At 44.5% G+C, this 20863-nt stretch carries 21 protein-coding genes; 8 read left to right on the top strand and 13 right to left on the bottom strand.

Going from position 1 to position 20863, the window contains the following annotated elements:
- Positions 1-41 precede the first annotated feature (41 nt).
- The 5 genes from LX99_RS07830 to LX99_RS07810 are packed head-to-tail and all read left to right on the top strand — an operon-like array spanning position 42 to position 2701.
- Positions 42-461, top strand: coding sequence for a MarR family winged helix-turn-helix transcriptional regulator (locus LX99_RS07830; RefSeq protein ID WP_109607348.1), 420 nt, complete (start codon positions 42-44; stop codon positions 459-461).
- A complete protein-coding gene (locus LX99_RS07825) occupies positions 461-862 on the top strand; it encodes a DoxX family protein (RefSeq protein ID WP_109607347.1) in 402 nt (133 codons plus the stop codon). The genes LX99_RS07830 and LX99_RS07825 overlap by 1 nt, the downstream gene beginning before the upstream one ends.
- Positions 863-886: 24 nt before the next feature.
- Complete coding sequence (locus LX99_RS07820) at positions 887-1564, top strand: type 1 glutamine amidotransferase domain-containing protein (protein ID WP_109607346.1); 678 nt, start codon at positions 887-889, stop codon at positions 1562-1564.
- Positions 1565-1591: 27 nt separating this feature from the next.
- A complete protein-coding gene (locus LX99_RS07815; RefSeq protein WP_022833861.1) occupies positions 1592-2014 on the top strand; it encodes an organic hydroperoxide resistance protein in 423 nt (140 codons plus the stop codon).
- Positions 2015-2068: 54 nt separating this feature from the next.
- Complete coding sequence (locus LX99_RS07810) at positions 2069-2701, top strand: NAD(P)H-dependent oxidoreductase (RefSeq protein ID WP_109607345.1); 633 nt, start codon at positions 2069-2071, stop codon at positions 2699-2701.
- Positions 2702-2769: 68 nt separating this feature from the next.
- Here LX99_RS07810 and LX99_RS07805 read toward each other — a convergent pair whose 3' ends face one another.
- The 3 genes from LX99_RS07805 to LX99_RS07795 all read right to left on the bottom strand — a co-directional run bounded on the left by LX99_RS07805 (position 2770) and on the right by LX99_RS07795 (position 6305).
- Complete coding sequence (locus tag LX99_RS07805) at positions 2770-3066, bottom strand: hypothetical protein (RefSeq protein WP_109607344.1); 297 nt, start codon at positions 3064-3066, stop codon at positions 2770-2772.
- A 63-nt stretch (positions 3067-3129) separates the two neighbouring features.
- Entirely contained in the window at positions 3130-3573 is a 444-nt protein-coding gene (locus tag LX99_RS07800; protein WP_109607343.1) for an Hsp20/alpha crystallin family protein, read from the bottom strand.
- A gap of 365 nt (positions 3574-3938) precedes the next feature.
- A complete protein-coding gene (locus tag LX99_RS07795) occupies positions 3939-6305 on the bottom strand; it encodes an ABC transporter permease (RefSeq protein WP_022833857.1) in 2367 nt (788 codons plus the stop codon).
- A 280-nt stretch (positions 6306-6585) separates the two neighbouring features.
- On the opposite strand from LX99_RS07795, the gene LX99_RS07790 reads away from it, so the two are divergent.
- Positions 6586-7605 carry a 2-hydroxyacid dehydrogenase gene (locus tag LX99_RS07790; protein WP_109607342.1) on the top strand — a complete coding sequence of 340 codons (1020 nt, stop codon included), beginning with the start codon at positions 6586-6588 and terminating at the stop codon, positions 7603-7605.
- Positions 7606-7767: 162 nt separating this feature from the next.
- Here the strand turns inward: LX99_RS07790 and LX99_RS07785 are convergent, their stop codons facing one another.
- A complete protein-coding gene (locus tag LX99_RS07785) occupies positions 7768-8703 on the bottom strand; it encodes an MBL fold metallo-hydrolase (protein WP_109607341.1) in 936 nt (311 codons plus the stop codon).
- A gap of 162 nt (positions 8704-8865) precedes the next feature.
- On the opposite strand from LX99_RS07785, the gene LX99_RS07780 reads away from it, so the two are divergent.
- Positions 8866-9093: a hypothetical protein gene (locus LX99_RS07780; RefSeq protein ID WP_109607340.1), complete on the top strand. Its 228-nt coding sequence runs from the start codon at positions 8866-8868 to the stop codon at positions 9091-9093.
- A 127-nt stretch (positions 9094-9220) separates the two neighbouring features.
- Here the strand turns inward: LX99_RS07780 and LX99_RS07775 are convergent, their stop codons facing one another.
- From LX99_RS07775 to LX99_RS07745, 7 genes are all read right to left on the bottom strand, one after another.
- On the bottom strand, positions 9221-10516 hold the full coding sequence (locus LX99_RS07775; RefSeq protein ID WP_109607339.1) for an MFS transporter: 1296 nt from the start codon (positions 10514-10516) through the stop codon (positions 9221-9223).
- Positions 10517-10536: 20 nt separating this feature from the next.
- Positions 10537-11199 (bottom strand): bifunctional 4-hydroxy-2-oxoglutarate aldolase/2-dehydro-3-deoxy-phosphogluconate aldolase, encoded by a 663-nt coding sequence (locus LX99_RS07770; RefSeq protein ID WP_211318974.1) that lies wholly within the window; start codon positions 11197-11199, stop codon positions 10537-10539.
- Positions 11199-12227 (bottom strand): sugar kinase, encoded by a 1029-nt coding sequence (locus LX99_RS07765; protein ID WP_109607337.1) that lies wholly within the window; start codon positions 12225-12227, stop codon positions 11199-11201. Before LX99_RS07765 ends, LX99_RS07770 begins: the two co-directional genes overlap by 1 nt.
- Positions 12228-13628 carry a glucuronate isomerase gene (uxaC, locus tag LX99_RS07760; protein WP_109607336.1) on the bottom strand — a complete coding sequence of 467 codons (1401 nt, stop codon included), beginning with the start codon at positions 13626-13628 and terminating at the stop codon, positions 12228-12230.
- Between the two features lie 346 nt (positions 13629-13974).
- Positions 13975-15681: a sodium:solute symporter family transporter gene (locus tag LX99_RS07755; RefSeq protein WP_109607335.1), complete on the bottom strand. Its 1707-nt coding sequence runs from the start codon at positions 15679-15681 to the stop codon at positions 13975-13977.
- 48 nt (positions 15682-15729) lie between these two features.
- On the bottom strand, positions 15730-17055 hold the full coding sequence (xylA, locus tag LX99_RS07750; protein WP_109607334.1) for a xylose isomerase: 1326 nt from the start codon (positions 17053-17055) through the stop codon (positions 15730-15732).
- Positions 17056-17170: 115 nt separating this feature from the next.
- Positions 17171-18646 carry a xylulokinase gene (locus LX99_RS07745; RefSeq protein ID WP_109607333.1) on the bottom strand — a complete coding sequence of 492 codons (1476 nt, stop codon included), beginning with the start codon at positions 18644-18646 and terminating at the stop codon, positions 17171-17173.
- A 120-nt stretch (positions 18647-18766) separates the two neighbouring features.
- On the opposite strand from LX99_RS07745, the gene LX99_RS07740 reads away from it, so the two are divergent.
- Complete coding sequence (locus LX99_RS07740) at positions 18767-19798, top strand: LacI family DNA-binding transcriptional regulator (RefSeq protein WP_031265667.1); 1032 nt, start codon at positions 18767-18769, stop codon at positions 19796-19798.
- Positions 19799-19903: 105 nt separating this feature from the next.
- Here LX99_RS07740 and LX99_RS07735 read toward each other — a convergent pair whose 3' ends face one another.
- Positions 19904-20428: a DinB family protein gene (locus LX99_RS07735; RefSeq protein WP_109607332.1), complete on the bottom strand. Its 525-nt coding sequence runs from the start codon at positions 20426-20428 to the stop codon at positions 19904-19906.
- A gap of 80 nt (positions 20429-20508) precedes the next feature.
- The gene (locus LX99_RS07730) at positions 20509-20850 is read right to left on the bottom strand and encodes a hypothetical protein (RefSeq protein WP_109607331.1); all 342 of its coding nucleotides are present in this window, start codon (positions 20848-20850) and stop codon (positions 20509-20511) included.
- Between the last annotated feature and the right edge of the window lie 13 nt (positions 20851-20863).

The raw sequence follows: 20863 nt of genomic DNA, 5'->3' as shown, positions 1-20863 counted from the left end.
TATTGCGCAAAACATTTTTAAATTTGCATCGTTTTGTAACTATGGAAGATTTATTGAAGCTCGAAAATCAGATCTGTTTCCCGGCATATGCCTTCTCCAGGAATTTGACTAATTTATACAGGCCACTATTGGCTCAACTGGATATTACCTATCCTCAGTATCTCGTGTTAATGGTACTGTGGGAGTATCAGGAGCAAACGGTAAACCAATTGTGCGAGAAGTTGCACCTGGATACCGGAACGCTTACGCCGCTGCTCAAAAGGTTAGAACAAAAAGGATTAGTGAACAGAACGCGGAGTAAACATGATGAGCGGGTTGTAATAATTTCTTTAACATCATCGGGCAAACAACTGAAAGAAAAAGCGAAACACATACCGATGGAATTGCTTAAATGTTCCAATGTTTCTATGGATGAACTTCAACAATTAAAAACTCTTTTAAATAAAGTTTTAACCAGATAATGCATACTACCAGACTACAAAATATTGCCCGCATCGTGCTGGGTGCCTTTCTTACATTTGCCGGTGTAAGTCATCTAACCTTTAACCGGTCGGAGTTTTTAGCGCAGGTGCCCAAATGGCTCCCTGTTAGTCCGGATCTCACGGTTATTTTATCGGGGATAGTGGAGATCAGCTTAGGTTTAGCGCTTATTTTTGCGGTTCGGTACAAGAAATGGGTAGGTATTACCGCCGCGGTTTTCTTTGTGCTGATCTTCCCCGGCAACGTAGCTCAGTACCTTAATAAGGTTAACGCCTTCGGCTTAAACACCGACAACGCAAGGCTGATAAGGCTCTTTTTTCAACCTGTCCTTATCCTGTGGGCGCTTTGGAGTACCAACGCGCTTAAAAAGAACAATCATTAATTGTAACATTAAAAAAATCTGACAATGAAAATTTTATTTGTAGTTACCTCTCACGATCAATTGGGCGATACCGGCCACAAAACAGGTTTTTGGGTAGAAGAATTTGCAGCCCCATATTACAAATTTACCGATGCAGGTTACGAAGTTGTGGTAGCTACCCCAAAAGGCGGACAGGCACCTATCGATCCAAACAGCGAGGCGCCCTCTGCGCAAACCGATGCTACCAAACGCTATTACAGTGATGCAAAGGTGCAGGATGTTATTGCTCACACCTATAAGCTTGCCGATGTGAATGCAACAGATTTTGATGCCCTATTTTATCCGGGTGGCCATGGCCCGCTTTGGGATTTGGCTAATGATACCAAATCGGCACAACTGATACTCGATTTTTACAATAGCGGCAAATTAGTAGGCGCTGTTTGTCATGCTCCGGGTGTATTTAAAAACGTAAAATTTGAGAACGGCGACCCTTTTGTAAAAGGCAAAAACGTAACCGGGTTTTCAAATACCGAAGAAGCAGCTGTAAAGCTGACTGAGGTGGTACCCTTTTTAGTAGAAAATGAGCTGAAGCACCTGGGAGGAAACTACAGCAAAGTGGAAGACTGGGGCGTACATGTGGTTGAAGATGGCTTACTGATCACCGGTCAAAACCCGGCCTCGTCTGAAGGTGTAGCTGAAAAAATGATCAACAGGTTAAAATAATATTCACATTTAAGATCTCATCAAGAAATGAAAACCTTGTATACCGCGGATGCAACCGCGACAGGCGGCCGCAACGGCCATGTAAAAAGCAGCAACGGCGTGTTAGACCTTGAGGTTAGAATGCCTAAAGCGCTTGGCGGTGCCAATGACGATTATACCAACCCCGAGCAATTGTTTGCTGCAGGTTATGCGGCTTGTTTTGACAGTGCCCTGAATCTGGTGATCAAGCAGGAGAAGGTTGCTGCCGGTGGTACCACCGTAACCGCGAAAGTAAGCATCGGTCAAAATGATACCGGTGGTTTTGGTTTAGCTGTGGAATTGGACGTTAATATCAAAGAAGTTGAACTGGATAAGGCGAACGAACTGGTAGCCAAAGCTCACCAGGTTTGCCCCTACTCTAACGCCACCCGCGGTAATGTGGAAGTAAAATTGGCGGTTACTAATAACTAATTCATCAAAAAGCGGGTTTAGATTTTTGAGCCCGCTTCATTTAATTTTTTATAGATGTCATTAATAGAAGATTTAAAGTGGAGATATGCCACCAAGAAATATGATCCGACTAAAAAAGTAAGTCAGGAAGATATCGATAAGATTGTAGAGGCCGCACGGTTGGCGCCTACTTCTTCGGGTTTGCAGCAGTTCCGTGTACTGGTAGTTTCCAATCAGGAGATTAAAGAAAAACTCGCCCCAAGCTCGCTTAACCCCGAGGTAATGGTAGATTGTTCGCACGTGCTGGTATTTGCGGCCTGGGACAGGTACACCGCCGAACGGATAGATACCATTTATGATCGCATCACCGACGAGCGAGGTTTACCCCGCGGCAGGTTTGGCAGCTATACAGATAAGATTAAAAATCTTTATCTGAATGAAACTGCCGAGGAAAATTTTATACATACCGCAAGGCAATCATACATTGGGTTTGCACTGGCCATTGCACAAGCGGCCGAGCTCAGAATTGACAGCACCCCAGCGGAAGGGTTTAACAATGCGCTTGTTGATGAATTGCTTGACCTTAAATCTTTAGGGCTGAAAAGCGTAACCTTGTTATACTTAGGGTACCGTGACGAAAATGATTGGCTGGCACCGATGAAAAAAGTGCGTAACCCGGTTGAGGATTTTGTGATTGAGTATAAGTAAGATCTGCCTGAATGAATGATGCATCTGCCTTTAGATGCATCATTTAATGTAACTAACGGACTGCTCCCCTACTCTTCATAATTTTTAAGATTTTTTTGCCGGAACAATTCGCGGACGATAATTTTCGTATTGCAGCCTAATTCTTCAAGGTTACAACACTTGCTGCTGATCTTTACAGGCAGGGCTTCAACCGTTTCTATAAGGTTGATATGAAGCAAGTCATTTTCTTTATATTGTTCTTCGCCGTGCAAACTATCAAATAAGGCATAGGCAATTTCCCGGTTATCGCCTATAGCAAATTCGCAGATAACATCATAGCCTGTTGGTGTTTTCAAGCTGAATGATATATAAAATGGCGTTTCCATATATTCAAACTTATAGCAAAGGCCCCGTTTCCGGAGCCTTTTGTCAAATTAACCTTATTATCGTTACCTGATCTCAATCTGGCGTCGAACTGCTTTAGCTTCTTCACGCTTGGCGATATCAATTTTAAGTACGCCATCGGTGTAGGTAGCATCAATCTGCTCAGCATTGGCAGTTTCCGGAAGAGTGAAAGAGCGCACCCACGACGCGTAACTGTATTCACGCTTGCTATAGTTTTTTTGCTGATCGTTTTGTTCCTGGCGGCTTTCAACCGAAATATTTAACACATTACGGTCGAGATTAAGTTTGAAGTCTTCTTTTTTGAGACCGGGAGCGGCAAGTTCTACATGAAAATGATCTTCACTCTCGCTGATGTTGGCCGCAGGCACCCTGCTGATCATGCGATCGTTAAAGAATGTGTCGTTAAAAATGGAATCGAACACGTCGCTAAAGCCTGGTAAAAGCGAACCGTTGTTGTTTTTAGCGGGATTAAATTTAACCAATGTCATAGGTCTTTCCTCCTTAATTTAATAATGATTAAAACTTATAATGTTAATTAAACTACTTAACCCTAAGCAACACCTGTGCCAATAGATTTTTTACCCTCAAGACTGAAAAAATATCATTCTTTCCTGAAAAATTTTCAGCGCCGTGATGTCAAATTTTCAAGTCACTTGTCCGGCGCAGGCGGTTCCGGAATTATAAAGAACAATCCCTCCTATCAAAACCAATGCAGATCCAAACAATTCACCTGTCATAAAAAACAAGAGATACCCGCTTGATTTAGCTCCATATAACGCCAAAGGCTCCTTTCTTATCGAAAAAAGCCTCTGATCTATAAATACAAATATTGGAGCCTGCGGTATATTACTTTTTACTCACCTTTCAGGCTTTTTACCGGGTTGGCTAAGGCGGCCTTGATGGCCTGGTAACTCACCGTTAAAACAGATATCAGCAATGTTAAAACCGCTGCTATTATAAACACCCCAATGTTGATACTGATGCGGTAACTATATCCCTTTAGCCACTGGAACATTAAATACCAGGCTAAAGGCGCGGCAATGCAAAATGAGATGGCTACCAGCTTCAGGAAATCGCGCGAAAGCAAAGCGGTTACACTTGTTACCGAAGCGCCGAGCACCTTACGGATACCTATTTCCCTAACCCGGTTTTGCGCCATGTAAGCAGCAAGCCCAAACAGCCCAAGGCAGGATATAACAATTGTTAACCCCGCAAAAAGGCTGGCCAAAGTTCCCATCCTCTGCTCATCGCCAAATTTCTTTGCATATTCCTGGTCAACAAAATTATATTCGAAGGGGTAATCGGGGTTATACTTTTTAAATATAGCTTCGGCGCGGCGCAGATTTTCTTTGGTAGTATTGGCATTATTCAATTTATAATGAATGATGTTGAACCAGGAGCTTGGCCCCTGTATCAGCATATGCTGTACCGGCTCATACGGCGAACTGATGATGAAATCCTTAATAACGCCAACAATATGCCAGGCTTTGGCATCTTTACCCTCTCCCTGGGTTATTATTTTGCCAACAGGATCTTTAAGGTTCATGATCTTAACCGAAGCTTCGTTAACCAATAATGCAGTCGAATCGGTAGGATAGTTTACAGGATCTATATCCCTGCCCGCTACAAGCTTAAGCCCCATAGTCTTAACAAGGCTGCCGTCGGTGGTGTAAATAATAAAATCTACCTTATTATTGGGTGTCGATCCCGGCCAGTTAAAGCCCCAGCTATCGCTGTAACGTTGGGTAATGGGCGAATTTGTTTTGGATACAGACGTTGCCGCGCCGCTTGAAAGTAATTCGTTTTTGATAGACTGATAATGCTTTTCAATCTCGCCCGACATAAAACTGTAAACAAGGTTATCTTTTTTATACCCGGTATCCCGATCCTGCGCATATTGCAATTGCCGACGGATTATAATGGTGCAAATAATTAAAATTACGGCAAAAGTAAACTGAACAATCACCAGCAATTTGCGTGGCGTAACCAACGCGTTAGCTGCCTTAAAAGTACCCTTCAACACGGCAACGGGCTTAAATGAGGAAAGGTACAAGGCTGGGTAACTTCCGGAAATTAAACCGGTAACCAGGATAAAGCCGAGTGCGACAATCCAGAAATACGGATTATTATAGGGAATAAACAGTTGCTTTTGCGTAAGCTGGTTAAAGCCCGACATGCTAACCTGTACAATTATAACGGCAAATATGCCGGCAATGGTTGCAATTAAAACCGATTCGCCTAAAAACTGCCAGATGAGTGAGCCTCTTAACGCGCCTACAGTTTTACGGATCCCCACCTCACGGGCGCGGCTTTCGCTCCTGGCCGTACTCAAATTCATGAAGTTGATACAAGCAATAATGAGGATCAGCGCGGCAATTAATGTAAAAACTTTAACCTTCTCAATATTTCCGCCTGTAATTTTTCCGTTTTCAAAACGCGAATACAGGTGCCATTTGCCGGCCGGGTGCAGAAACTGCTGGATATCTTTAGTGTCGGAATGGTTTTTTGTAAAGTTCTCTATAACAGCATTGGCGTTAGCTTCAGTTACGCCGGGCTTCAAAAGCACAAACGTTTGGATAGAATTATTGCCCCAATACTCATCATCCTGCCCGATTTTTTTAAGGTATGACCACGGCAACAGGTATTCAAAATCAAAGCGCGTGTTATTCGGCAAATCTTTCATTACACCCGTAACCTTGAAATAAGCATTGCTATCTATTTTAACCGTTTTTCCTATCGCGTTAGCTTCTCCAAAAAGTTTTTTTGAAAACTTCTCGGTTATCACGATGTTGTGAATATCGTTTAAAGCCGTTTTCTGATCACCGCTGATCAATGGGAAGCTGAACATGGAAAGAAAATCGGCATCGGTAAAGTCGCCATTCGCCGTTAGCCGTTTGTCTCCAATGGTAAACAAGAAATTGGCGTTGGTAACCCTGGCTACCTTTTCCATTTGCGGCAATTCCGCTTTCATTACCCGGCCCATAACTTTAGGGGTGGTTTCCCAACACCAAAGTTTTCCATCAAATTTCGACCGGTTATAGACAGAATAAAGCCTGTCGCCCTTTTCGTGAAACTGATCGAAGCTAAGCTCGTTCTGAACCCATAATAAAATAAGCGCTGCGCTGGCCATACCAATGGTTAGCCCCAGGATATTGATGAGCGAAAAAGTTTTTTGACGCAACAGGTTACGCCAGGTGATTTTTAAATAGTTTTTGAGCATGGGTCAGGCTTTAATAACGATAAGACTCCGCTGCCAGGCAATTCGTTGCAGCGTTTTTTTATTTTTGTTCGAAATCGAATTTACTAATTATCGCTTATCTTTTTATTGTGGTTCGTACATTGATATAGTTTCGTGTATACCTGACCGATATTGCCGCCGATAGCTTTTAAATGAAGCGGTCAGAACAAAAAACTGACAAGCATCACTTTTGCAACTGATTACGCTCATGCCATAAACATGCGCCTCCCGGTAACTTTGCTATTATACAAAATGCAGGCATATGAAAGTTGTAGCTTACAGTATTAAGGAATTTGAAAAAGAATTCCTGGCAAGGGCAAATCAAAAAAAACATGATATAACCCTGATTTCGAATCCACTAAGCGCTGAAACCGCTTCGTATGCCGAGGGCAAAGATGCCGTAGTTGTTTTTACCAATGATGATGTATCCGCCTATGTAATTAACCGCTTGGCAGACTTAGGCGTTAAATATATAGCCACCCGGTCGGTTGGTACCGATCATATTGATAAAGAGGCCGCGGAACGCAAAAACATTAAACTTGCTAACGTTCCGGAATATTCGCCGCAAGCCATTGCCGAGCATACTGTTGCCATGGCACTTGCCCTGAACCGACATCTTCTCGAATCGAACGAACACTGTCACCGTTTTGATTTCAGGCTGAACGGGCTCATGGGCTTTAACCTGGCAGGTAAAACGGTCGGGATTATCGGTTTTGGGCACATCGGCCAGGCGGTTGCTTCCATATTTAGTGGTTTCGGCTGCCGTGTAATAGTTTACGATCCTTTCAGTACCGTAAACCAGCCGGGTGTTGAACCCGCGGCTTTTGACGAATTGCTGGCTACCTCTGATATCATTTCATTACATGCGCCGCTATGCGTCGAAAATTTCCATTTAATTAATGAGGACACTTTACGTTTGATGAAGAATGGGGTAATGCTCCTGAACACCTCACGTGGCGGCTTAATTGATACCGAAGCAGTTTTACAGGCCCTTGAATCGGGAAAAATAGGGTATCTTGGCATTGATGTTTATGAGAAGGAAAAAGGGCTGTTTTTTGAACAACACCAACATGATACCGATAAAGACCCGCTGCTTGAAAAACTGATGACCTATAAAAACGTATTGGTAACCCCGCACCAGGCTTTTTTAACCAACGAAGCCTTGCAGCAAATAGCCAATCAAACTATAAAAAACCTTGATAATTGGCAGGCTGACAAACGTAGGGTTGATGCTTTTCAACAGCATCCCGGAATGATCAATCAAAGGGCTCCTGCGTTATAGAGCCCCGATATTTCAAGTGATCTTTTACTGCATCTTTACAGGAATTCTAATTAAATCGACTTTTTTAAGATAATACGTTATCTGTACGTACGTGGGTTGGTTATATGATTGAAGATAAATTAAACCCGGCGGTTGAAATTAAAAATTGCAACTCGGCTTCTGTTACTTCTGTACCCCCCTTACAATCAAAAACGCGGTTAAAGCCGCTGCAATACCCACCGATGCCTTTAACAAGCCGGAGGTTACACGCGGGGGAATATATTTTACACCCATCTCGTCGGCAGTTGAAGGATGCCCGACGTAACGCCCTGTAGCGGGAACGGCTGTTTCCTCGAAATAATCGGCAAGTTCGCGCAGGTCTTCCTTGAACTCGCGGCCGCGCATTACCGGGCCATGGCCCGCGCCCACCGTGCGCGGATGCAAACCAGCCAATTTTCGAACGGATTCGGCTGCAGCGGGCCAGTCGGTTGTAAGATATCTTGGCGGACCGGTCAGTTTCCTGATAGAACCGAAAGAGTATATAGCCGATTCGGCTTTGGTGGTTGAAAAGGCGTCGCCTGCAATCAGAGTGGAGTTTACCTGTAAAAAAAGTGAAATATGGCCGGGTGAATGCCCCGGGGTATGTACAACTTTCCATTCAGGCAATTCAGGAATGCCCTGCTCCATATCAATAGCTTTTATCCTGCTGCCGAAATTAAACGGGCGGAGCGGGAAGAAAGCAGACAAAACACTCATCAGCCCATCCTTTATAGACGGATCGGCAGGCGGATATGACGATAAACCGGTTAAATAAGGCAACTCCATGGCATGGGCATAAACCGGTACGTCCCAGATTTTTAAAAGCTCTTCGAGACCACCGGCATGATCTGCATGGCCGTGGGTGAGCACTATAGCTGCCGGCCTTGTGCCTGGGCCAAACAACTCTTCTGCCATATTAATAATTTTGTTGGCCGAACCTTTCAAGCCTGTATCAACCAATATCCAGCCCCTGGCTGCGCCCGGTCTGTTGGCGATCATATAAATGTTTACAAATAGGAGTTTGGTTCCCCATACCCTTTGGGATACCTGGAAATATTTTGTACTAAGCCTGCTGTTCATTCGGTTTATAATTGTTAAGAGAACGTAAGCAATATATTAAAAGTTTTAATGTACACGATTTTTCCGTTTTTGACATTTACACAAATATTGCAATACAAATCATAGCTATGTGTTAAAACAGAAGCCACGGGGCGCTTGTTAGCATAACAAAAAACGCAAAATATGGAACAACAATTTGAAGCTACCCTCACAGGTACCGATGGCATTATTGATGGTTTTGCCCAGGCCGTGAGCACGGATGCTTACCCCGAAGCTTATGAATTTAAATCGATAGATGAAACACTGCACCTTGTTATCGCGAGGGAGAGTGATGGAGCCTGGATCAGGATAGCCGGTACCGAGCCGTATCTTTCAAGCTGGATTGACGAACTCGCAGCCCAGGCGGTATAAACATAAAACGGATAGGCAAACAGCCTATCCGTTTTACATTTTGGTCATTGGGTAATTTGCGTTGCGTCATTTGGTTATTTTTCTCAGGCATGATTAAAATGACCTGATGACGCAATGACCAAAATGACTAATCCAATTCAACCTGCTTCATTTTAGGAGATAACAGATGCATAATAAACCATGCTACCAGGTACGCGCAGCCGCAAATAATAAATATGATGTTATACCCTATCGTAACATGACCGGATTTTTTGTAAAATTCAAGAATATTACCTACCAGCAAGGGAAATAAAATCCCACCCACCGAACCGGCCATCCCTCCTATGCCTACTATTGAGCTAAGTGCCTTTTTCGGGAACATATCTGATGCGGTTGTAAAAATATTGGCGCTCCAGGCCTGGTGCGCGGCAGCGGCAAGGCCAATCAAACCAACCGCCTGCCAAACGTTTGTGGCGTATTTTGCAGAGAAGACGGGCAGCACGCACAGTGCGAATATAAACATGGCTGTTTTACGTGCTTTGAAAACAGGCCAGCCTTTTTTGATGAAATAAGAAGACAAATATCCGCCGCCGATACTGCCAATTGATGTGGCTGTATACACCAATATCAATGGCAAACTTGGCTTCTTCAAATCAATGTTAAAGGTAGCCGAGAAATAAGATGGCAGCCAAAAAAGGAAGAACCACCAAATAGGATCAGTAAGTAATTTGCCGATAATGAACATCCAGGTTTGCCTGTATGAGAATAGCCTGATCCATTTTACTTTAGTTTCTGTACCGGTGTTTGTAACAGCCGGTTCGGCATCGCTATGGATATACTCGTACTCGGCCTTGCTTATCTTTGAATGTCTTGATGGTATTTCATAGCAAAACCACCAGAATAGCAACCAGATAAAACCAACTGCCCCGGTTACAATAAATGCCACTTTCCAGTTATAGGCCCCCAATAACCAGGGCACCATGATGGGCGCTACCACAGCGCCTATATTAGCGCCCGAATTGAAGATGCCGGTAGCAAGCGCACGCTCCTTTTTCGGGAACCACTCGGCAACTACTTTGATTGCCGCCGGGAAATTACCCGATTCGCCTATGCCCAATACAGCCCTTATAGCGCCAAAGCCTAACGTGCTTGTAACGGCAGCATGTAACATTGCAGCCAAACTCCATACAATTAATGAAATGGTATAACCAAGCTTAGTGCCTATTTTATCTATAAAATTGCCAAACAATAGTAAGCCCGCGGCATAAGCCGTTGAAAAAGCCATTACAATGTAACCATAATCTTTTTCAGTCCAGTCGAATTGCTTTTCGAGCGTTGGCTTCAATAAACCGATAACCTGCCTGTCAAGGTAATTGATTGTTGTTGCAAAAAACAACAGGGTAACTACAACCCACCTGTAATTGCCAACTTTTTCTTCTCTCATTTATAATTGGTTTTAATTGGCTATTTACCGGCTTTCACCATTTCAAGCAGCTTAACGGTATCGGCATAAAGCTGATTGTACAGCTGATTTTCCAGCACCGCTTTACTGATCAGTTTGCTCCCCATGCCCACCGCGCATACCCCGGCTTTAAACCAGGTACCGATGCTTTCGCTGTTCAAATCAACCCCACCTGTTGGTATGAACAATTGCCCGGCAAACAAATCGCGGATGGAGGACACAAACTCCGGCCCTAAAATATTGGCCGGGAATATCTTTATTAAGGCCGCGCCGTGTTGCTGCGCGGTGTAAATCTCGGTAGGTGTCATACAGCCGGGAATCCAAAGCAGCTCTTTTTCAGCCGCCATTTTACCAACCGCCGGGTTAACAATAGGCGATACGATAAAATCAGCACCGGCATCAATAAAGGCTTCAGCTTCTTCAAAGCTTTTTATAGTACCTATACCAAGCACCAGGCCGGGCATTTCGCCGTTGGCCAGGGCATTTTTCAGTATTTTGAAATTCGCAAGCGCCGCCGCCCCGCGATTAGTGTATTCAAATACCCTGATCCCGGCGCTGTAAAGCGTGCGCGTTATCTGCAGGCTTACTTCCGGGTCCTGGTAAAAAAATAACGGCAGTGTACCTTGCTCAATGATCGCGGTTAATGCAATTTCCTTTTTACTCATTATTTCATTGTGTTATAAACCTCATCAACTGTTTGTGTTGTGGCATCGCCCAAAATGGATAACTTGCCCCAGGCAGCCGCGGTTGCAAAATCAAGCAGTTGCTGCGGATCGTGTTTTTGATAGAAACCATAAATGAGGCCTGCCATAAAGCAATCGCCGCTGCCCACCTTATCAACAACGGTATCAGTTGTATACGTAGCCGAATGATAAAAGCGGTTGCCGGTATAAAGCGCGGTGTAGTATTCAATACCGGCCCCGGCATCAAAGCGGAAGGTATTGGCAACCGCGCGGCAGCGCGGGTAAGCATCCATTATTCTTTCTGATGAAAACAGCGCTTCTTTTAAATAAATGCTTTGCTGGCCTGACTCGTGCATTTCGGGTGTTACCTCGATACCCAACATGGTTTCGGCAGCCCAAACGTTACCCATAATAATATCGGCGTGCTGAACCAGCTGTGGCATAATCTCTACCGGCCTTTTACCGTATTGCCATAGTTTTGGCCGGTAATTGAGATCGACGGAGATAGTAATATGCTTACGGCATGCGGCTTGCAAAACTTCCTGGCAAACATCGGCAGCCTGTTGGCTTAATGCCGGGCATATCGCGCTGAAGTGGAACCAGCTTACACCATCAAGCACCTGGTCCCAATCAACCATACCCGGTTTCAGGTCGGCAAAGGCCGAACCTGCCCTGTCATAAACTACAGCGCTGTGTTTTAAATCTTTACCGCGGGTTAAATAATACAGCCCTATCCTGTTCCCATGCCTGTAAACGGCAGAAGTATCAATTCTTTTTTCCTCAAGAAAATTCAGGATCTGCGCGGTTAGTTCATTTTCGGGCACAGCGGTAAAATACCTGGCAGGCAAATCCCATAAAGCCAGGGCGTTTGCCACATTCAACTCCGCGCCGCCTATAAAAAACGGCAATTTGTTTTCTGCTAACCATTGGCCATCGCCATCCGGACATATCCGTAGTAATAACTCGCCAAATGACAGTATGCTTCCTTTTGTATTTTGGGTATTGCTCATTTAAAAATCAAAATAGTTTTTAGCGTTAAAATAGCAAATATCACTCACTATCTTGCCTGTCCACGCTATATCATCAGGTAACTCGCCGTTCTCCATATCATCTCCCAAAAGGTTACATAAAAGCCTGCGGAAATACTCATGCCTTGGAAACGACATAAAGCTCCTCGAATCGGTAAGCATCCCAACCATGCGGCTCAGCAAGCCCATATTTGATAACGCGTTCATTTGTTTAATCATGCCATCCTTCTGATCCAGAAACCACCAGGCCGAACCAAACTGCATTTTACCCGCAACCGAGCCATCGTTATAATTACCCACCATGGCAGCGAAAAGCTCGTTATCGGCAGGGTTAAGGTTGTAAATGATGGTTTTAGCCAGTTGGTTGGTAGTATCCAGCCTGTTAAAGAATTTGGATAGCGACCTGCCCTGCGTAAAATCACCTATCGAATCCCAACCGGTATCAGGCCCTAAATTGGCCAGCGCGCGGGCATTGTTGTTGCGCAAAGCGCCAAGGTGAAACTGTTGTACCCATCCTTTTTCATGATCCCAAATGGCGAAGTGGTACAACATGGCCGATTTAAATTTCAGGATCTCAAGCGGTAATAAGGCCCCGTTATTTCTTATTTTGTTAAAGATGATTGCAATCTCAGCATCCGTATAATCTTCCGCATAAATTTGCTCCAAACCGTGATCAGATAGTTTACAGCCATTGGCTGCAAAATAATCATGCCTTGCTTTTAAGGCTGATAAATATCCATCAATGTCGGATATAGAAGTATTGGTAACAAACTCCATCTGATCGATATATTTATTTAACCCGGCAACATCATCAGCGTTCATCGCTTTATCCGGGCGGTAAGCAGGCAGTACTTTTACAGCGTAGTTATCCTGTTTCAGCTTTTGATGATGGGCCAGGTTATCCAGGGGGTCATCAGTAGTGCCCACCACTTCTATATTTTTGTTTTTTAAGAGATTACGTACGCTAAACTCCGGCGACTGCAGTTTTTCATTGCATTCAGCATATATTTTCCGCGCCGATGAGGGGCTGAGCAATTCAGTTATTCCAAAGTAGCGTTGCAGCTCGAGGTGTGTCCAATGGTAAAGGGGGTTCCTTAAGGTATAAGGTACTGTTTCGGCCCATTTGATAAATTTTTCCTCGTCGGTTTTGTTACCGGTAATGTAAGCTTCGTTTACGCCGTTGGCCCGCATAGCCCGCCATTTGTAATGATCCCCATAAAGCCAGATACGGGTTATGTTTTCAAAGTTGATATCGTCAGCTATCTGGTCGGGCGGCAAGTGGCAATGGTAATCGATAATAGGCTGCTGCGCCGCATATTCATGATATAAACGCTGCGCCGTTTTGGTATTCAGTAAAAAATCCTGGTCTAAAAAGCTTTTCATGGGCTGTTAACTGGTGTAGTACGGTTGTTGGCAGTACATAGGCTTTGCTTGTTGAGGGGCAAATTACATATCGTAATACTAAGTTTAAAGTAAGTGAACTAAACAATCCACGCAAACGTTTTCGTGATGTAACACTCATGCTGCAAATAAGGGAAAAGCTCATGTTCCGTTCATTAATTATCTCTTGCGAAGACGCAAGGACACAAAGAAGCTATTAAATTTCTGCAGTAACTTATTACTTATAATCAATTGAAGCTGCAAATTCCGAAATTTCCCTCAGCTCTTCGGAAATAATAACGGCGGTGAAATTTCAATTCCACCGCCGTTATGCCGAAGCCATGATCTGCTACCAGAAAATTGAGTACAATGCAACCACAATACCGGTTACAATTAAAGCACCGGCAGTGAAGGCACGTGATGTTTTAAACATTGATGTATCAACCACCAGGCCGTTTGGAACGACGCCGCGGGCGTTTTCAATTTTCGAGATGATGTACATACCGATCACGCAAAGTACAAACACAAAGCCCATACGGTCAAGGAAAGGGATCTCGTAAAGTTTGGTCACTTTATCGTCCTGTAAAGCCAGTTTGGAAAAACCGTAAGGCGACAGGAAGCTAAGGTCAATAAACCGGGGACAAAGTTTAAAGAAACACGAGAAAATAAACCCGCCGATGGTTGCAAACAGCGCCGCGTTTGAAGTAGCCTTTTTCCAGAAGAAGCCAAGGATGAACATGGCAAAGATACCCGGAGATACGAAACCTGTGTATTCCTGAATGTACTGGAAGCCTTGTTTACCCTCACCCATCAGTTTTTCACCAATTACAAACGATAATAATACGCCTAAAGCCATAGCTACAATTACCGACATTTTACCAAGGTTAACCAGCTTTTTGTCGGTTGCTTCAGGGTTGATGGCTTTTTTGTAGATATCGAGCGTAAAAATAGTAGCGATACTGTTGGCCTTACCTGCCAGTGATGCAACAATGGCTGCGGTAAGCGCTGCGAATGATAAACCTTTCAGGCCTGAAGGCAATAAGGAGAGCAGCGACGGATATGCCTTGTTAGGATCAAGCACACCTGATGAACTCAGCATTTCTTTGTGAAACATCCCTTTTTCATGCAAAACGTAAGCAGCTATACCCGGCAATACCACGATAACCGGCATAAGCAGTTTCAGCACGGCAGCGAATAAAATACCGCCGCGCGCTGTTTTAAGATTTGCGCCAAGGGCACGCTGTGTGATGTATTGGTTGCAGCCCCAATAGTTAAGGTTAACAATCCACATGCCGCCTATCAATACTGATAAACCAGGCAAATCCATGTAGTTGTCATTATCTTTTTTCAGGATCATGTGGAAATGGTCTTTAGCCTGATCGTGCAGGTAATTAAGGCCGCTAACTAAACCTGGAGTATTGGTGTATTCGCTTAGTTTGTTCAAGGCGAGATAAACTGCCACCAGGCCGCCTAATACCAATACAGCAACCTGTATAACGTCGGTATAACCAATTACCTTCATACCGCCCAGTGTAATTACCACGGCAAAAACAGCCAGCAAAATGATACAGGCGTTGATATTGATATCGGCAATGTTGCTGATAGCCAACGCGCCAAGATACAGGATTGACATCAGGTTAACCACGATGTAAAGCAGCAACCAAAAAATTGCCATAATCATGGCCACCGTGCTGTTGTACCTTTCGTGAAGGAATTGCGGCATGGTAAAAATTTTGTTGCGCAGGTAAACCGGGATAAAGAAAACCGCCACAATGATCAGCGTTATTGCTGCCATCCACTCATAAGTTGAAATAGCCAAACCCATTTTGAAAGCCGAGCCGCTGGTACCGATAAATTGTTCGGCAGAGATGTTTGATGCGATAAGTGAAGCACCGATAGCCCACCAGGTGAGCGATCCTTCTGCTAAAAAATAATCTTTCGAGGTAGCATCAGCATTATGCTTCCGCTTGTACACCCACAGGCCGTAACCCGCCACGATAATGAAGTAGATAGCAAAAACGACGTAATCGCCGGAAGAAAGGGTTTGTTGATTCATTGTTTTGGTTTGTCTTTGGTTTTAATATGTATGATTGACAATTATAAACTATATATATCGATTTATCAAGTTTTCGATATATTCTTGTTTACCGCTTGTCACGTTAGGCTCGCCGTTAGCTATCGCATAGTTACGCAAATCTTCCAAAGAAACATTGCCGTTTTCAAAATCTTTTCCTGTGCCGGTATCAAAAGAGGCATACCTTTTGGCACGAAGCTTTTTATATTCCGATTTTTGCAGGATGTTATCAGCTGTTACCAAAGCCCTTGCAAACAAATCGATACCACCAACGTGCGCATAAAACAGATCTGCCGGATCGGTAGAGTTACGACGGATTTTGGCATCGAAGTTAATACCGCCACCCTGGAAGCCGCCTGCTTCCAAAATGATCAGCATGCATTCGGTAATCTCGTTGATATCATTCGGGAACTGATCGGTATCCCAGCCATTTTGGTAATCTCCACGGTTGGCATCTATCGAACCTAATAAACCGGCGTCTGCAGCAACCTGCAACTCATGCTGAAATGTGTGGCCAGCTAAAGTGGCGTGGTTTACCTCAAGGTTCAGTTTAAAATCGTTGATCAGATCATATTTCTGCAGGAAGCCTAATACGGTTGCCGCGTCATAATCATACTGGTGCTTGGTTGGCTCGCATGGTTTTGGTTCGATAAAGAATGTGCCTTTAAAGCCTTGTTTGCGGGCATAATCTTTAGCGGTATGTAAAAACTTAGCCAAATGCTCCTGCTCGCGTTTCATGTTGGTGTTCAGCAGGGTCATATAACCTTCACGGCCACCCCAGAAAACGTAGTTCTCGCCGCCTAAAGCTATAGTAGCGTCCAAAGCAGCTTTAACCTGCGCGCCTGCATGCGCCAGCACATGAAAATCAGGATTTGTTGAAGCACCGTTCATGTAACGTTTGTGGCTAAACAGGTTGGCCGTACCCCAAAGCAGCTTTACACCGCTTTCGGCTTGTTTTTGCTTGGCATAATCAACCAAAGCCTGTAAACGGCGCTCGTTTTCAACTACATCGTTGCCATAATCAACTACGTCTACATCGTGAAAGCAATAGTACGGCATGTTCATTTTGGTGATGAACTCAAAAGCGGCATCCATTTTGTCTTTCGCGCGCTCAACGGCATCGGCTTTTTCATCCCACGGGAAAACATGCGTAGCGCCGCCAAACGGATCGGCGCCGGTACCGCAGAACGAATGCCAGTAAGCACAGGCAAAACGTAAATGATCTTTCATGGTTTTACCTGCCACCACCCTATCCGCATCATACCAGCGGAACGCCAGCGGGTTATCTGATTCGAGGCCTTCAAATTTGATTTGACCTATTCCTTTAAAAAATTCTTTTTCGCCTGTTACGATCATTTTATTTAGTGAATTAGTGAGTTAATGAATTATTGATTTTTTTATTGGTAGTTGTTGATTTTAATTATTGAAGGAGGTTTAATGAAGCTACCTTTCGCCTTTATCCTTTTGCCTTTCACCCTAAACGGGCGCCTAATAACTCCTTCCACTCCTGGTAAACCGGTTCAAAGGCATCGGTTGTTGGTTCAATCAGTTTTATGGCCTGGATGTTGCTGAACGCCTCCGTTGCTGATTTGAAAATACCAGCGCCTATGCCTGCGCCTAAAGCCGCGCCAACGCTGCCATCGTTATTGTAAAGTTCAACAGGAACGCCTGTGGCATTAACAAAAGTCTGGGTAAACAGATCGCTTAAAAATAGGTTGCTTTTGCCTGCACGGATCACGGTTGGGTTCATGCCGTTGCCGCGCATAATATCAAAGCCATAACGAAATGAGGACGCGATCCCCTCCTGCACCGCGCGGAAAATATGCGCCGGGGTATGCAGGTTTAAATCGATATTCTGAAAGTGAGCGCCTACCTGTTTATTGTTCAGCATCCGCTCGGCACCGTTGCCGAACGGTAATACCTGTAGACCTTCGCTGCCCAATGGCGCTTTTTCGGCTTCGGCATTCATCTGGTTATAGCTGTAGCCGGTGCCGAATGTATTTTTCACCCAGCGGTAAAGGCTGCCGGTGCCATTTATGCACAATAACACGCCAAGTCTTTTTTGCTCTTCGGCATAATTAACGTGCGCAAAGGTGTTGATGCGCGATTGCTGATCGTAAGCCAGCTGGTCGCTCACACCGTATATAACGCCCGAAGTACCGGCTGTTGCAGCCACTTCGCCCGGGTTAAGTACATTTAATGAAAGTGCGTTGTTGGGCTGATCGCCGGATTTATAGGCCACCGGGATCCCTGCCTTTAGTCCTAACGTGTCGGCAACAGATATTTGCAACGCCCCATGCGAAGAAAATACCGGGTTAATAACCGGGAAAAGGCTTTCGTCGAATCCGAAATAATCAACAATCTCTTTAGAGATGCTGTTGGTTTTAAAATCGAAGAAAACACCTTCGGATAAGGCTGATACCGAGGTGGTGATCTCGCCGGTAAGTTTCATGCCGATATAATCGCCGGGCAGCATGATCTTATCGATCTTAGCATAAGTTTCAGGCTCGTTTTCCTTCACCCAGGCGAGTTTTGAGGCTGTGAAATTACCGGGAGAGTTCAACAGGTGCGAAAGGCAATGCTCCCCGCCTATCGCCGCGAACGCTTTATCGCCAATTTCAACGGCGCGGCTATCGCACCAAATGATGCTGTCGCGTAAAACATTTTGATCTTTATCTACCAGTACCAGCCCGTGCATCTGGTAAGCTATGCCCACTGCTGCTATATGCTGCGGGTTGTAGGCCCCTTTTGCATGGCAGCGTTCCAATGCTTTTTGAAACTGCTCCCACCACATGGATGGTGATTGCTCGGCCCAGCCTGGGTGCAATGCTTTTATCGGCGATTCTTCGTCGGGGTATTGTGCCGAGGCTACGGCTCGTTGTGTGGCGGCGTCAACAACGCTTACTTTTACCGACGAGGTACCTATATCGATCCCTAATAACAGCATAGCTTTTAAGTATAATTTTGGATATTTTGTTTAATTGGTAACTTAACGCAACGAAAATATGTAAATAAATGAAAATTGCAATCGATTGCGTAAAATATTTTTTCCAAATTGCACCTGTCAATGAAGAAAGTTAAACGTACCACCATTTATGATATTGCCGCCAAACTCGGCATTACGGCCTCATCGGTATCGCGGGCGCTGAACAACAGCAGCCAGGTAAACGAAAAAACCCGCGAGCTCATCATCAAAACCGCCGATGAGTTAAACTATAAGCGCAATACGCTGGCATCCAACCTGCGCAAGGGGCATTCAAAAACCATTGGAGTGGTGGTACCGCGCATCAACCAGAATTTTTTCAGTAACGTGATTGCCGGTATTGAGGAAACGACTTACCAGAAAGGGTACAACCTCATCATCTGCCAATCGGGCGAGGTGCATGATAAGGAAATTCAATGCGTTAACACGCTCATTAACCAGCATGTTGATTGTATCGTTATTTCTGTTTCGGCCGATAGCTATGATTACCAGCACCTGCAAAATGTACTTGACCATGGCATCCAGCTGATCCAGTTTGACCGTGTGGCCGAAGAACTGGAAACCCTGAAAGTAATTAATGATAACGAGCAGGCATCCTTTGAGGCCGTAGCCCATATGATTGATAACGGCTATAAACGGATAGCCCTGCTCGAGGGCCCGCAAAACCTCAATATCTTCCGCCAACGTAAAAACGGTTATTTGCGCGCCCTGGCCGACCGTAAAGTGCCCATTATTGATGAACTAATTATAGAGAATGCGTGGACTAAAGAGCTTGGCGCCAATGCCACCCGCAAGCTATTGAATTTGCCCGAACCTCCGGATGCCATATTCGCTTCCACATCTGATTTTTCGGCGCTGGGGGTTTTGGAAGTGGCTAACGCGATGAATATTAAAGTACCATCTGAACTGGGCATCTGCGGATACTCGAACGAGGCTTTTACGCAGATCACCAGTCCGTCAATAACCACCATCGATCAGTTTAGCGTTTATATGGGTAATACCATTGGTAACCTGTTTTTCCAGGAAGTTGCCAATAGCGACGTGGCTGTAAAACCGAAAATTATCAGTATTAAGCCGGAGCTGATCACCAGGGGGTCGACGGCGAAAAAAAGTTAGCTTAGCGTTTTTTGAAATAAAAAAGGTAATACACACTTCAAGCAATTATTCCTGAGTGAGATATTACCTTTTGATTAACAGCAATATAACAAAGTTACTTAGCAATTAGCTTCTGTCGTAAAATGCAGGCGGCTCTATGCCCAGGGCTCGCAGGTAAACATAGCCTTGACCACGGTGATGGATCTCATTATCGACGATGTACTGCAGGGTTGAATTAACCAGGCCTTCGTACTGCCCAAACGCCACAACTTTTTCCTGGAAACGCTGTAAACTTATTTGCGGCCAATAGTTAGTGATAACCTCTGTTGCATTATCCCAGAGTTGCAATAACTCCGCTTTGGTTGTGGCTGTTATTTTACCAGTGTGATGATCCAGACCGGCAATTGGTGTCCAGTCATCGGTTACTACGCCTCTTACGCCAGGCCCGCTCATGCTGATAATTTCCTTCGCCATATCGGCAAATGGCCTCATCCCGCCAATCGAGTAATTAAATAAAGCATCTTCAGGAAAGGCCTCTATCAGTCTGCGGGTAACGCGGCGATGTCCCAACCAATTTTGTAGAAGCTGATCGGGAGTGTATACATAAGCGGCAGGCTGTTCGGTTTGTTGTTGAATTGTGTTGTTTTCCATTGCAGTATTTTTTGTTTGTGATTACCCTGCAAAGAAAATACAGACCGGTGACAGCCCTATGTCAGCAGGAAAAACAAAATTCAACTATTTGCACTCCTGATAAATTCAACCAGCTGCTCCTGCTCGTAAACAGATAAAAAACCTTCCGAATAATGCCAGTCACTATCGCCCGTAAACCGGATCTGCCCAAGGTAGTCCGGATTTTTATTATCATCGATCGGTTGCACATTTTCGCCTATCTCAGGCGCTATAGGCTGCACTTCAAAAATTGTTGTTTCGGCTTCATCGCCTCCTTTGTATAATTTATATAAACCGGTATCCATAAGCTGGTTATCGGTTAACTGGTGCAGAACAGGTTCAATGATTACATGATGCTGAATCCCATTATTATCGGTTACATGACGGTTTATGGTATTAATCATAACTTATACTTTT

The sequence above is a fragment of the Mucilaginibacter oryzae genome, from assembly GCF_003148845.1.
Lineage (GTDB): Bacteria > Bacteroidota > Bacteroidia > Sphingobacteriales > Sphingobacteriaceae > Mucilaginibacter > Mucilaginibacter oryzae.
Note: the sequence above shows the minus strand (reverse complement) of the source record. Positions and strands in the feature narration are given on the sequence as shown.

Excerpts from the sequence above, each read along its gene's own strand:
- LX99_RS07825 (WP_109607347.1), top strand. The coding sequence starts at position 461 with ATGCATACTACCAGACTACAAAATATTGCCCGCATCGTGCTGGGTGCC.
- uxaC (WP_109607336.1), bottom strand. The coding sequence starts at position 13,628 with ATGAAAAGCTTTTTAGACCAGGATTTTTTACTGAATACCAAAACGGCG.
- LX99_RS07800 (WP_109607343.1), bottom strand. The coding sequence starts at position 3,573 with ATGACATTGGTTAAATTTAATCCCGCTAAAAACAACAACGGTTCGCTT.
- LX99_RS07820 (WP_109607346.1), top strand. The coding sequence starts at position 887 with ATGAAAATTTTATTTGTAGTTACCTCTCACGATCAATTGGGCGATACC.
- LX99_RS07740 (WP_031265667.1), top strand. The coding sequence starts at position 18,767 with ATGAAGAAAGTTAAACGTACCACCATTTATGATATTGCCGCCAAACTC.
- LX99_RS07830 (WP_109607348.1), top strand. The coding sequence starts at position 42 with ATGGAAGATTTATTGAAGCTCGAAAATCAGATCTGTTTCCCGGCATAT.
- LX99_RS07775 (WP_109607339.1), bottom strand. The coding sequence starts at position 10,516 with ATGAGAGAAGAAAAAGTTGGCAATTACAGGTGGGTTGTAGTTACCCTG.
- LX99_RS07745 (WP_109607333.1), bottom strand. The coding sequence starts at position 18,646 with ATGCTGTTATTAGGGATCGATATAGGTACCTCGTCGGTAAAAGTAAGC.
- LX99_RS07730 (WP_109607331.1), bottom strand. The coding sequence starts at position 20,850 with ATGATTAATACCATAAACCGTCATGTAACCGATAATAATGGGATTCAG.
- LX99_RS07815 (WP_022833861.1), top strand. The coding sequence starts at position 1,592 with ATGAAAACCTTGTATACCGCGGATGCAACCGCGACAGGCGGCCGCAAC.
- LX99_RS07735 (WP_109607332.1), bottom strand. The coding sequence starts at position 20,428 with ATGGAAAACAACACAATTCAACAACAAACCGAACAGCCTGCCGCTTAT.
- LX99_RS07755 (WP_109607335.1), bottom strand. The coding sequence starts at position 15,681 with ATGAATCAACAAACCCTTTCTTCCGGCGATTACGTCGTTTTTGCTATC.
- LX99_RS07805 (WP_109607344.1), bottom strand. The coding sequence starts at position 3,066 with ATGGAAACGCCATTTTATATATCATTCAGCTTGAAAACACCAACAGGC.
- LX99_RS07785 (WP_109607341.1), bottom strand. The coding sequence starts at position 8,703 with ATGAACAGCAGGCTTAGTACAAAATATTTCCAGGTATCCCAAAGGGTA.
- xylA (WP_109607334.1), bottom strand. The coding sequence starts at position 17,055 with ATGATCGTAACAGGCGAAAAAGAATTTTTTAAAGGAATAGGTCAAATC.
- LX99_RS07765 (WP_109607337.1), bottom strand. The coding sequence starts at position 12,227 with ATGAGCAATACCCAAAATACAAAAGGAAGCATACTGTCATTTGGCGAG.
- LX99_RS07790 (WP_109607342.1), top strand. The coding sequence starts at position 6,586 with ATGAAAGTTGTAGCTTACAGTATTAAGGAATTTGAAAAAGAATTCCTG.
- LX99_RS07780 (WP_109607340.1), top strand. The coding sequence starts at position 8,866 with ATGGAACAACAATTTGAAGCTACCCTCACAGGTACCGATGGCATTATT.
- LX99_RS07810 (WP_109607345.1), top strand. The coding sequence starts at position 2,069 with ATGTCATTAATAGAAGATTTAAAGTGGAGATATGCCACCAAGAAATAT.
- LX99_RS07770 (WP_211318974.1), bottom strand. The coding sequence starts at position 11,199 with ATGAGTAAAAAGGAAATTGCATTAACCGCGATCATTGAGCAAGGTACA.
- LX99_RS07795 (WP_022833857.1), bottom strand. The coding sequence starts at position 6,305 with ATGCTCAAAAACTATTTAAAAATCACCTGGCGTAACCTGTTGCGTCAA.